This is a genomic window from Enterococcus sp. DIV1298c (assembly GCF_017316315.1).
Lineage (GTDB): Bacteria > Bacillota > Bacilli > Lactobacillales > Enterococcaceae > Enterococcus_B > Enterococcus_B mangumiae.
The window spans coordinates 36,525-48,875 of the sequence record NZ_JAFLWG010000002.1; the positions used below are offsets into that span (position 1 = coordinate 36,525).

The following is a 12,351-nucleotide window of genomic DNA, read 5'->3' on the forward strand; positions in this document are numbered from 1 at the left end:
TTAATGATATTGGTTAGAGCGATTCTAAGGTCAAGCTACTTTTGAAGAATTTATCATTTGAATCCAAAATTAAGTTTGCCTATAAAAATACCGCCCTCTAGAAATTAGATGCTGATCTAACTTCTAAAGAGCGGGTCTTCATTTGCAATTCTTTTAGTATTCTTTTATTTTTTATCTCTAGTTGTGAACGATAAAAAATAAATCTATTCTTTGACGATTACTTGTCGTTGGTCATCCTATGCTTCAAGTATTTGGATACCGATACCCAATAGACCTGGACCAGTGTGGACGACTAATGCCGGTGAGATTTGTCCAAAATAAATCTCTTGGACATTTGGAAATTCACGTTCAAAACGTGCCTTCATTTCGATTGCTTCTTCTTCTGCATCACCATGTGCAACCGCTAAGTTAAAGACTTTCGCATCTCCGACTACTTCTTTCACATAGGACATCGTTTTCTCTAAACTTTTCTTTCTTCCACGTGCTTTACCTACTGTATAATAGATACCTTCTTCATTACAAGAGATGATTGGGTTCAATTTTAGAGCATTTCCCAAAATTGAAGCAACTAAACCAATACGTCCACCTTTTTGTAGGTATTCAAGTGTTGCTACGTTGAAGAAGACTTTCGTACGTTCTGCTAATGCAACTAATTCATCGATCAGTGTTTCCCATTCCATGCCTTCTTCGATCCATTTCGCGGCTTGGATTGCTGTGAATCCAGCACCGATACCAATATTTTTTGTATCTAACACATGCGTTTGTAGTCCTTCTTGTTCTTGTGCAACAAGACGAACGACATTGTTCGTTCCACTTAAACCACTTGAGATAGTGATTGCGAGTACTTTATCGTAACCATCATCTTTGATTTGATCAAAAATTTTGGTGATTGATTCTCCATCGGGTAAAGATGTGCCTGGAATTTCTTCAGGTAAACGCTTATAAATTTCTTCAGGAGTGATGTCAACTTTATCTGTATATTCTCTATCTTTATAGATGATTTTCAAAGGAATCACATAAATATTGTACATATCAATGATTTCTTGTGGCACATCTGTTCCTGAATCTACTAAAATTGCAATTTTATTCTTCATTTTCTTTCTCCTTTTTTGCCTCTTGTAAATATTCGCTTTCCAGGCTGATGGTTTTTTCCGCTAGTAGCTTCATTGCAAAAGAAATCGTCGCTGAACGAACAGCAACATATTCTAATGGAATTTCTTTATTTAATAATTGTTCATGTTGTTTTCCTTGGGCTAATTGACTAACCATTCGTATCGCATTTTCTTGCTCATCACAAAAAAGATTGTACGCTTCTCGTATCCCAATCGTTTTCCCTTGGAATAAAATCCCTTCTTTAATCTCGGGGATCGTTAAGATTTGTTTGAGCGTCGTGATCGCAATCAAAAATGCCACATGTTGTTTACTGTATTTTTTTTTGACTGGCGCCGGTATCATCCCTAACTTCACATAGTTATTCACCATGGATGAAGTCAGCAAAGGATGTTTTTCTCCTTGGATCACTGGTGAGAGATAGCGATCTACCAATGTTTTCACTTGGTCCATATAAAGCTCTAGGTCGGGAAGCTCTTCCCAATGAGGTAATCGAAAGGATTCGAGATTCTCTCCCCAATCGACTAACTGCTGTCGCATTTTTTCCATTATGAAAGCTCCTTTAATGTTCTCATTAATATCTTATCAAAGTTTCAAAAAACATGCAATCTAGTTTCTTTGACTAGATTATTTAATAACAAGAACTTTCGTTTTTTATAAACGTTAAACAGCTGATATATTAGTTATTTTAAATACAAAAAAGACCCGCCGTAAAACGGCGGGAAAGGAGTAAAAAATGAAAAAGTGTTATGGGTTGTTCCTCTGCAAGAACTTTGTTGGTTGGGATAGTTTTATCTTAGCGGTTATTTATGAATAAACTATGAATGAATTTCTAGGAAGTAGTAAAGTTTTGACGTATTTTTATTATTCGCTTCTTGCAATTTAAAATACTTAGTGCTACTATAATTAAGTACTTTTTCATATGGGCCGTTAGCTCAGTTGGTAGAGCAGCTGACTCTTAATCAGCGGGTCGCGGGTTCGAGCCCCTCACGGCCCATTGGGTGCCAAACCCACGTCACCAGTACACTCTTGGCTACTACGGTAGTTTGGAAAAGAGTGTGCGTGGTGGCATTTTTTTGTGCTCGGGCATACTCTTGATTTCCCTATAATTTGAATAAAAAAGAGCCTTCTTCCAATTAAATGGTTGAAGGCTCTTTCTCCAAAATCAAACAAACTGGTTTTCACGCTTGTAAGGCAATCATTTTTTTGATCGTATGGAGCACCGCATTTTCGTCATTTGATTTTGTTACAAATTGTGCAACTTCTTTGATTTGCTCAAAGGCATTGCTCATCGCAAAGCTGTAAGCTGCGCGTTCTAATAATTCGATATCATTTAGGCCGTCACCAAATGCCATTGTTTCTTCTGGTGTGACGTTTAGGATCTTTTGTAATTCTGCTACTGTTGTTCCTTTATGGACATTATAATTTGAGATGTCGATCCAAGCAGCTTCTGAAGCAACGATATAGGCTTGTTGTTTAAATTCTTCTAACTGTTTGACATGTTCAAAACATTTTTTTTGCGGATCAAACACGGTGATTTTTACAAAGTCTTCTGTTATTTCTTTTAGACTTTCAACCGTCTTGACCCTGGCATAGGAGCGACGAACCACTTTGGCTTCTTCTTCAGGTACGGTATTTTTGATGATTGCTGCACTTGGTGTGCAAGCGATGATCGTGTATTCATCAGAGATTTCCTCTAGTTTTTGAAGGATTTCAGTTCCGACTTTATTTGGTAATAAAGATTCGTAAACATATTCATCTTGGTGCTTGATTCGAGTAGCGCTATCGCCGAGAATCCATAAATCCTGGGAAAGCTCAGGTCCGAATAACTCTTCGACACGTTCACATTGTTTTCCTGTGCATGGTGCAAAAAATATTTGTTGTTCGTCCATAAGCGCTTTCACTTCTGTGTATAATTTTTTATCAAATTCCCCTTTACTATTTAAAAACGTGCCATCTAAGTCTGTTAAGATCAATTTAATCATATGTGATCCTCCTTAACGCTTTAATTAAGTTCCTTTATTAAGTTTATCAATTAATAAGATTACGTCAAGTATTAAATGAATAAAATACTCAAATATGCCTATTTTAGCTATAGATTTACATTTAGATGGGCATCCGATATACTTAATTAAATGTCTTAATAAAGGATAATGAATGATGACAACTAAGAAAAATCTAATACGGCAAACCAATTTAAATCGCGTACTTTCCTTGCTTTATCAACATCAAAAGCTATATTCATCCGAAATCGTTGAAGCAACAAAGATTAGTATGGTGACGATCAATTCTTTAGTGAAGGAGTTGGTGGATGATGGCTTTTTATTTGAACATCCTAACAAACCAAGAGAAATCGGGCGTCCGGCAACACAATATGAATTCAATTATGATAGAAAGCATTCATTGCTGTTTGTTTTTCGAGAAAAAAACAAACAATTATATGTAGATATTTTTACGATTGACTTAAAAGGTGAACGATTGGCAAAACAAACACGCCCTTTTTTTGATGTCTCTCCTTCTGCCTTTCAGTTGCTGATTGCTAATCATCTAAAGAGCGCATCAACGATTGCCTCTCTTGGATTTTCGATTCCTGCTAAAATTTCAGAGGGAATAATCACTTCTAGTTGGTATGAAAAAATGGATCATTGGCCGATTCATCAGTTGATTGAGGAAGTAACTGATCTTCCTTATCATATTCAAAATGATGCCCACCTTTTTACGATCGGTCATTGTCTTTTAAAACAACTGCCATTGTCTGAAACGATCGTTGGCATCTACTATCCACAAAATAGCATGCCGGGTGTCACATTGCTTGCCAAGTCCTCTTTGATCGAAGGCCATGACTCGCTTGCTGGCGAAGCGAAATATTTTCCGATGTTCTTAGATCAAGGAAGTCCTGAAACGCCTGGCGAACTAGCTGAAAATCTTTCTTCTTTGATTGCTACGTATAATGCGTTGATTGCCCCAGATAAATTCGTCTTGGCAATTGACACAGATATCAAGCCTCTTGTAGAGGAATCTTTAGCACAAAACCTTTATTTAGCAAAACAACCTAATTCTCCTCTATTTATCTATCTGGATGATTTAGAGACCAGTATCGTTTTAGGTCTTCACTGGCTGATTTATCACCATACGCCTTTTGACCTTGCTTGCTATTGATAATTTTCATACAAAAAACGGCTTTTCCGAAACCAACGATGTGTTTCGAAAAAGCCGTTTATTATCGTGTACTTAGTTTTTCCAACTAGCAACTTTTTCTTGGTTCTTATCGATCCATTCTCTGGCTGCTTGTTGTGGGTCTTTGCCGTTGTTGATTTCCAACATGACTTCTTCCATATCTTTTTCTGTCCAGTTGAATTTATCCAACACAGCGTATGCTTCTGGTTGATCTTCTTTCAAGCCTTGGCGAACGATCGTGTGGATCTCTTCCGCATCTCCCATGGCATTCTTTGGATCTTCTAGATATTTCAAGTCATACTTCGCAAACATCCAGTGTGGTGTCCAACCAGTAAAGACGATTGGTTCTTGATTTTTGATTGCTTGTCCTAAAGCAACCGTCATCGCACCTGAAGAAGAGGTCTCAACTGTCCAACCGTCCAGATTAGGATATTGGGCAATCGTATTTTCTGCTGCATTCACGACACCTGCACCAGGTTCGATACCTGTGATTTTCTTACCTGCTTCATCGGTTAGATCTGCAATCGAATTTACGTCCATGTATGCTGGAACAGCTAATCCGACTTTAGCGCCTTTCAAGTTTGCACCTAGATCATCAACTTGATCTTTGTATTGTTCATATTGAGAACCATGCGTTTTAGGTAGCCAAGCGGCAACCATCCCATCTGATTCTCCTTTTGCGACAGATTCCCACATGATCGAGTTATCTAAAGGCGTCACTTTTACATCATAGCCCATCTCTTTTAAGACTTCTGCTACAACATTCGTTGAAGCTACCTCTGTATCCCATTCCACGTAAGAAAGATTGATCGTGTTTGTGTCTTTGGTTGAAGAAGTAAAACTTCCGACACCGATTGCACCTAGTAAAACTACTACGACTGCACCGATGATCAGTCCTTGACGCTTTTTATTTTTTTGTTTCGAAGTACTTGCTGCTTTTTGATCATTTGGTTGATTCAAATGTTGTGTAAAACGGTCAATGATGATGGCCAAGATAACTAATGCTACCCCATTGACGAAACCATTTCCGACTTGTGCACGTTGTAGAGCGGAAAGAACGCCCCGACCTAAACCAGGTGCTCCGATCATTGAAGCAATCACGACCATTGAAAGAGAAAGCATGGTTGTTTGGTTGATCCCTGCCATGATCGTTCCTTTTGCTAGAGGCAATTCCAGCTTCACTAACTTTTGCCAACTCGTACTACCAAATGAATCAGAAGCTTCGACTAACTCTCTTGGCACTTGGCGAATCCCTAAGTTTGTAAAACGAACAGTTGGTGGTAATGCAAAGATCACAGAAGCAAATACCCCTGGAACCATTCCGATTCCGAAGAAGGCAACTGCTGGGATCAAGTAGACAAAACCTGGCATTGTTTGCATAAAGTCAAGGATCGGTTTAATGATTCCTTGTGCTTTATCATTTTTCGCCATCAAAATACCCAGTGGCACACCAATGATGATCGAGATCACACTAGACAGTAAAACTAATGTGACGGTGTTCATCAAATCTGTCCATAGCCCTTGATTATAGATGAACCATAACCCAATCAAAGTAAATAATGTCAACCCAGGACGTTTTTTTGAAATAAAGAATGCTGCAACTGTCATTAAAAGAATAAATAGTGGTGCTGGTATCACTAATAAAAGATTCGTGATAGCTGTCATCACTGCTTGACCAATCGTTTGTAGGAATGAAAACAGTCCTGCGAACGTTGTGGTCAACCAATCAGTGATCGTTTCGACCCAGTCAGCGACGGGTACCTGATAGTTTAATAGATTATTCATGTTCGCTCACCTCACTTGTTTCTGCTAACGCTTCGATCACGCTACCTCGGATAACAACGCCTTTTAATTTACCGTTGTCAACCACAGCTAATGGTGTTGGCGAATCATAAATAATATTGAAGATATCACTAACAAGCATATCTTTGCCGATCACTGTAACATTTTCATCAAGGAAATCGATTAGTGGACGTTTTTGACGTCTTGCTTCTAATGCTTGATCTGCTGTAATGATCCCTTTCAAGTTGCGTTTCTTATCGACAGCCATCAACATGCTGACTTCTTCATTACGCATACGTGTCAACGCAACGTTTGGTCCATCTGATTCAATATTTGTTGTTAATGCTGGTACCATGATGTTTTGAGCTGTCAAGACTTTCGAACGGTCCACTTCTTCAACGAATTCTCTCACGTAATCATTGGCTGGATTTGTCAGTATTTCTTCTCCAGTACCGATTTGCATGATTTCGCCATCTTTCATCAACGCAATGCGGTCCCCGATACGCAACGCTTCATTTAAATCATGTGTGATGAAGATAATCGTTTTTTGTACATTTGATTGTAGTTCTAACAATTCATCTTGCATTTCCCGACGAATCAACGGATCAAGTGCTGAAAAAGCTTCGTCCATCAAGAGGATCTCTGGATCATTTGCCAATGCACGGGCTAACCCCACACGTTGTTGCATCCCCCCAGATAATTGACTAGGGTATTGATCTTTAAAGGTTAGCAAACTTGAGTTTTCTAACGCTTTTTCTGCTTTTTCTTGACGTTCTTCTTTAGGAATACCACGAACTTCAAGACCGTATTCTGTGTTTTCTAAAATCGTTCGATGAGGGAAGAGACCGAAGTTTTGGAAAACCATATTGATTTTGTGACGGCGAACTTCGCGCAGTTCTTCTTTACTCAATTTCGAGATGTCTTCTCCGTCAATCAAGATGTTTCCTGATGTCGGCTCGATCAAGCGATTCAATAAACGGATCAAGGTTGATTTCCCACTCCCTGAAAGTCCCATAATTACGAATATCTCGCCTTCTTGTACATCAAAACTTGCTTCATATACACCGACAGTGGCGCCGGTCTTTTGTAAAATCTCTGTTTTCGGTTGATGCTTTTTCATCATTTCCAAAGCAGCTTGTGTTCGTTTACCAAATATTTTCGTTAAGTTTTTGACTTCTACTTTTACCAAACAAATTCTCCTTTGTATGTAAATTCATTTTTCTTTCTGAAAAAAGTGACCACACTACGATAACACCATGTAGTCACTTTGTCAAAATTGAAGTATCTCCATTATTAATCAGCATACACAAAAAAATGGCCAATCCCTTATCACTATAGGGATTGACCAAAATTAGAATAAAATGAGAATTTTTTTATAGGTACGCTCACTGCCCATCTGGGTAAAAAAAGTTTGTCATTCGTTGCAACGTGTACTCGTTCCCAATAAAGTGGACAGTATCTCCTGCTGAGAATTTAGCATATGGACCAGGCGAGACTAATAGCTCTTGCTCATGGGAGATCGCAATAACTGTGGCACCAGTTGCTTGCCAAATATTCAATTCACTGATTGATTGATCTAAGTGAGCCGCTTCTTCTGTCAACGCAAGTTCAAAAGGAAGAAGTGGGTTCATCTTATGTATTCGCTTCGTTTGACTCACGAGTTGATCTAACAGTTGCGAAAAATGGTTCAATTCTTCTTGTTGTTTCTTCACACTTTCCATGATTTCTGCTTTCGTTTCTTGGATCGATTGCACATCTTGGTATTGCAACAAGAAATCCTTTGCTTTTTCTTTAGAAGCTACAAATGCACCACTCCCATGGCGCACTTCCATGATACCCAGATCGACCAGAACATTGATTGCTTTACGAGTCGTTTCCGGCGAAGCGTTATATGTGCTTGCTAAAGTTGATCTTGCATGGATCTTCTCACCGATCTGATAGCGATTTTCGACGATTCGTTCAGCTAAATCAACGGCGATCTGTTGATAACGTGGGCGCACCACCTTGGTTTTTTCGCTCATTTTATCCCCCTCTTTCACCTACTTGTCAGCTAACATCTTACTATGGTATTTGTAAAGAAGCAAAAGTAAACTGGTTTTATTTTTTTCTTCTATCGTAAAAAATCCTGTATTTATAGTTGATTCACCGAATGAGCTCATGCATATCACTCACGACAAAAATAAAGCAGCAGCTACGAAAATCCACAGATCTTCGTAGCTGCCGCTTTGTTCCTTATGCTAAAAACTAAGCTTAACTTGTAAATTTTTTTAAATAATCACTACTTACATCAAAATATCTGGTAGGAAATTCTGGGAAATAAAGATCACTTGCCCACTGCCAAGCTGCTGTATCCGTATGCAATGGATTTTTATCAGAAGGATCATATGGCCATTGCGCAACCCAACAGTTCTCTTTTCCGAGACGTGTCATATCTAGTTTATTTTCGGTAAACCAAGAAGCACTGGAATAGTGGACAACTTGTTGATAACCGCCTTGTTGGATCATTTTTTGGAAGATCAGCGCATTGTCTGTTGCTTTCTCCACATTCATTTTTGGATTTTCACTATCGTTGACAACAACAGTTGAGGCTGGCAGATGCAGTTCTTTCATATAATCCAATAAAAATTGTGCTTCGGCTTTGGTATCTGCTTCTTCATTGAACCATGCATAATGATAGACACTCACTTTTAACCCTGCTGCAACTGCCGCAGCGATCTGTTCAGGAGCCAGCGGATTTTTGTACGAGTCTGCTTCAGTCAATTTCACGACTACACCTTTGATGCCGTAGTTTTTCATCGTTTGGAACTCTTCGACAGTAATCGGACCATTGTTAGAAGAAATATCAATAAAATCTTTGGCTGGTCTTCCCGGTTCTGCTGCTGATATGCCGGAGTCATCCGTCACAGTCCGCGTGCTTAGTTCTGGAAGTTGACTACTACCTAGTACATGTTGATTTTTTTCAGTGATCGTTGGCTTGATCGCAAGTGAAGTGGCATGTGCTGTTCCTCCGGTAAAAACCAATAAAGTAAAACAAATAACACCTATCCATTTGATCATTGTACCCATCTTGAATCGCTTCCTTTTATTGAATTTTCAAAGCATCAACAAGACGTCCTGTTGGCTCTATTTAACCAAAAACCTAGTGATAAAAAAACAAATAACATGACAATTTAATAATTTTTAATCATAACATCGTTATTAAAAAAATATCGCCCGTTACGGTTCATTCAAATGATGCTTTGACTACTATATATAGTATGTGCTTTTACGATTTCTACTATTTTTTTATTCTAAATTCCAAGTTGATCCTTTCAAACACTCTTCTACTATTTTGCCTTTTGTGAAATAATTTCTATAAAAAAATGTATAAACTTTTTGCTTTTTTAAGTTTTGACACTATTTATTCTGCTTGTTTTTACTGTCATCTTGCATATTTTTTTCATTTGTGATTTTTCGATCGAACATTCATTTATTAATAAGATATGGTTAAAAAAATATTTTTTAACGGAGTTTTCCACAAGCTTTTCTGTATTAATACAAGCTGATTTGCACGAGATACTTGTTTTCATTGTTTTTCAAAAACCACAAAACATAGTATTCCACAATATCCACAACACAAGATGTAGTGTTTGTTGATTGACTTTTTTACTAATAGATTTATACTATTGATTATAGAGAAAACACATGGACAAGGAGGCAAACAATAATGAACGTAAAAATCTTTTCTAAAAATAATTGTATGCAATGTAAAATGGTGAAACGCTTTTTAGCTGAAAATAAAATCGACTTTGAAGAAGTAAATATCGACGAGCAACCTGAAGCAATCTCATGGTTAAAAGACCAAGGATTCCAAAGTGTTCCGGTCATCACTTCTGACGCAGCAACTGTCATCGGCTTCAGACCAGACCAACTACGTCACTTAGCTAGCTAAGAATAATTCAAACAGTTGTCAAATAGATCGAGGATCAACTTGATCCTTCCACTACCTTGGATTTGATGGACTTACGGTGTTTGACCGTAACCTCCCCAAATCCTTTTTTACAGCAGTGAATACCACTATATGTTGTGGTCAAACACGTATCATCAAAATTATAAAGAAGGTTGGGCGTATGTATGAGTCTTAAAAATTTAAAAGATGTCAGCTACTTTAAGCTGAACAATGAAATCAATCGACCAGTCAACGGGCAAATCCCTTTAAATAAAGATAAAGAAGCTTTAGCTGCTTTTTTTGAAGAAAATGTCAAACCAAATACCATGACTTTTCCGACAGTGATCGACAAAATCAAGTATTTGATCGACAATCAGTATTTAGAAGCTGAATTTGTTCAATTATATAGTAGTGAATTTATTGAAAAACTTTATCAATTCCTATTCGAACAAAACTTTACATTCAAATCATTCATGGCGGCATATAAGTTTTATTCCCAATATGCCTTAAAAACAAATGATGGTTCTGCTTACTTAGAATCTTATGAAGATCGTGTAGCGTTCAACGCATTGTACTTTGCGAATGGTGATGAAGAACTAGCTTTGGCTTTAGCTGACGAAATGATCCATCAACGTTACCAACCGGCAACTCCTTCATTCTTGAATGCTGGACGTAAACGTCGTGGTGAATTGGTTTCTTGTTTCTTGACTCAAGTAACGGATGACATGAATTCGATTGGTCGCTCGATCAACTCAGCCTTACAACTTTCACGAATCGGTGGCGGTGTGGGGATCACTCTTTCGAACTTGCGTGAAGCCGGCGCTCCGATCAAAGGCTACGAAGGTGCAGCCAGCGGTGTTGTTCCAGTAATGAAGTTGTTTGAAGACAGCTTTAGTTACTCGAACCAACTAGGTCAACGTCAAGGTGCAGGTGTCGTTTACTTAAATGTCTTCCATCCTGATATCATGATGTTCCTTTCAGCTAAAAAAGAAAATGCGGACGAAAAAATCCGTGTAAAAACTTTATCTCTTGGCGTGATCGTTCCAGATAAATTTTATGAATTGACGCGTAAAAACCAAGAAATGTATCTATTCAGCCCATACAGTGTCGAAAAAGAATACGGCGTACCGTTTTCTTACGTGGATATCACTGCGGAATATGACAACTTAGTGGCAAACCCAAATATCCGCAAACAAAAAATCAAAGCGCGTGATCTAGAAAACGAGATCTCTAAATTACAACAAGAATCTGGTTATCCATATATCATCAATATCGATACAGCAAATCGTGAAAATCCTGTAGATGGTAAAATCATCATGAGTAACTTATGTTCTGAGATTTTACAAGTACAGACACCTTCTGTCATCAATGGCAAACAAGAATACGAAGAGTTGGGAACAGATATCTCATGTAACTTAGGTTCGACAAACATCGTCAACTTGATGGAAAGTCCTGACTTTGGTCGTTCTGTCCGCACGATGACTCGTGCTTTGACTTATATCACTGATGCTTCAGATATCGATGTCGTTCCTCCAATCCAAAACGGGAACAAGTTGAATCATACGATCGGACTTGGTGCAATGGGACTTCACACTTACTTTGCTAAAGAACAAATGGAGTATGGTTCTGAAGATTCGCTTGATTTCACGAATGTCTATTTCATGTTGTTGAATTACTGGACACTTGTTGAAAGTAACAATATCGCACGTGAAAGAAAACAAGTCTTCCATAACTTTGAAAAATCAGCTTATGCAGATGGTACGTATTTTGATAAATATGTGACTGGCGAATTCCAGCCAAAATCGGAAAGAGTCGCTGCTTTGTTTGAAGGCATCTTTATTCCTACTGCACAAGACTGGGAAAACTTGAAGCAAGCAATCATGAAAGATGGCTTGTATCACCAAAATCGTTTAGCGGTAGCGCCTAATGGTTCTATTTCTTATATCAATGATACGAGCGCAAGTATCCACCCAATCACTCGTATGATCGAAGAACGTCAAGAAAAGAAAATTGGTAAGATCTATTACCCAGCACCATATCTATCAAATGAAACGATTCCATATTATACTTCTGCATATGATATGGATATGCGTAAAGTGATCGATATTTATGCAACAGCACAAAAACATGTGGATCAAGGTATGAGTATGACGTTGTTTATGCGTTCAGAAATCCCAGAAGGTTTATATGAATGGAAAGACACGACAAAACAATCCACACGTGACCTGAATATTTTAAGACACTATGCTTTCCACAAAGGAATCAAATCGATTTATTATGTACGTACATTTACAGATGACGCAGAAGAAATCGGCAGCAATCAATGTGAAAGCTGTGTGATCTAATTTCACTTA

At 38.1% G+C, this 12,351-nt stretch carries 10 protein-coding genes and 1 tRNA gene; 4 read left to right on the plus strand and 7 right to left on the minus strand.

The annotated features are described in order from the left end of the window. Nucleotides 1-236 precede the first annotated feature (236 nt). Both JZO83_RS00340 and JZO83_RS00345 read right to left on the minus strand, forming a co-directional pair. Entirely contained in the window at nucleotides 237-1,094 is an 858-nt protein-coding gene (locus tag JZO83_RS00340; protein WP_206856909.1) for a DegV family protein, read from the minus strand. After that, nucleotides 1,084-1,659, minus strand: a complete 576-nt coding sequence (locus JZO83_RS00345) for a DUF1836 domain-containing protein (protein ID WP_207114714.1) — start codon at nucleotides 1,657-1,659, stop codon at nucleotides 1,084-1,086. The genes JZO83_RS00340 and JZO83_RS00345 overlap by 11 nt, the downstream gene beginning before the upstream one ends. Nucleotides 1,660-2,034: 375 nt before the next feature. On the opposite strand from JZO83_RS00345, the gene JZO83_RS00350 reads away from it, so the two are divergent. Further along, nucleotides 2,035-2,107: transfer RNA gene (locus tag JZO83_RS00350), tRNA-Lys, on the plus strand. A gap of 184 nt (nucleotides 2,108-2,291) precedes the next feature. Here the strand turns inward: JZO83_RS00350 and JZO83_RS00355 are convergent. Beyond that, a complete protein-coding gene (locus JZO83_RS00355) occupies nucleotides 2,292-3,095 on the minus strand; it encodes an HAD-IIB family hydrolase (RefSeq protein WP_207114715.1) in 804 nt (267 codons plus the stop codon). Nucleotides 3,096-3,270: 175 nt separating this feature from the next. On the opposite strand from JZO83_RS00355, the gene JZO83_RS00360 reads away from it, so the two are divergent. Continuing rightward, nucleotides 3,271-4,269 (plus strand): ROK family transcriptional regulator, encoded by a 999-nt coding sequence (locus tag JZO83_RS00360; protein ID WP_207114716.1) that lies wholly within the window; start codon nucleotides 3,271-3,273, stop codon nucleotides 4,267-4,269. Nucleotides 4,270-4,341: 72 nt separating this feature from the next. Here JZO83_RS00360 and JZO83_RS00365 read toward each other — a convergent pair whose 3' ends face one another. The 4 genes from JZO83_RS00365 to JZO83_RS00380 all read right to left on the minus strand — a co-directional run bounded on the left by JZO83_RS00365 (nucleotide 4,342) and on the right by JZO83_RS00380 (nucleotide 9,135). Beyond that, the gene (locus tag JZO83_RS00365; RefSeq protein ID WP_206856457.1) at nucleotides 4,342-6,072 is read right to left on the minus strand and encodes an ABC transporter permease/substrate binding protein; all 1,731 of its coding nucleotides are present in this window, start codon (nucleotides 6,070-6,072) and stop codon (nucleotides 4,342-4,344) included. Continuing rightward, on the minus strand, nucleotides 6,065-7,258 hold the full coding sequence (locus tag JZO83_RS00370; protein ID WP_207114717.1) for a glycine betaine/L-proline ABC transporter ATP-binding protein: 1,194 nt from the start codon (nucleotides 7,256-7,258) through the stop codon (nucleotides 6,065-6,067). Before JZO83_RS00370 ends, JZO83_RS00365 begins: the two co-directional genes overlap by 8 nt. A gap of 196 nt (nucleotides 7,259-7,454) precedes the next feature. Further along, the gene (locus JZO83_RS00375) at nucleotides 7,455-8,090 is read right to left on the minus strand and encodes a GntR family transcriptional regulator (RefSeq protein ID WP_206856463.1); all 636 of its coding nucleotides are present in this window, start codon (nucleotides 8,088-8,090) and stop codon (nucleotides 7,455-7,457) included. A gap of 229 nt (nucleotides 8,091-8,319) precedes the next feature. Further along, nucleotides 8,320-9,135, minus strand: coding sequence for a GH25 family lysozyme (locus JZO83_RS00380; RefSeq protein ID WP_207114718.1), 816 nt, complete (start codon nucleotides 9,133-9,135; stop codon nucleotides 8,320-8,322). A gap of 640 nt (nucleotides 9,136-9,775) precedes the next feature. Here JZO83_RS00380 and nrdH point away from each other — a divergent pair. Beyond that, nucleotides 9,776-10,000: a glutaredoxin-like protein NrdH gene (gene nrdH / locus JZO83_RS00385; RefSeq protein WP_010734318.1), complete on the plus strand. Its 225-nt coding sequence runs from the start codon at nucleotides 9,776-9,778 to the stop codon at nucleotides 9,998-10,000. A gap of 182 nt (nucleotides 10,001-10,182) precedes the next feature. Then, complete coding sequence (gene nrdE / locus JZO83_RS00390) at nucleotides 10,183-12,342, plus strand: class 1b ribonucleoside-diphosphate reductase subunit alpha (RefSeq protein WP_206856469.1); 2,160 nt, start codon at nucleotides 10,183-10,185, stop codon at nucleotides 12,340-12,342. The last annotated feature ends 9 nt before the right edge of the window (nucleotides 12,343-12,351 follow it).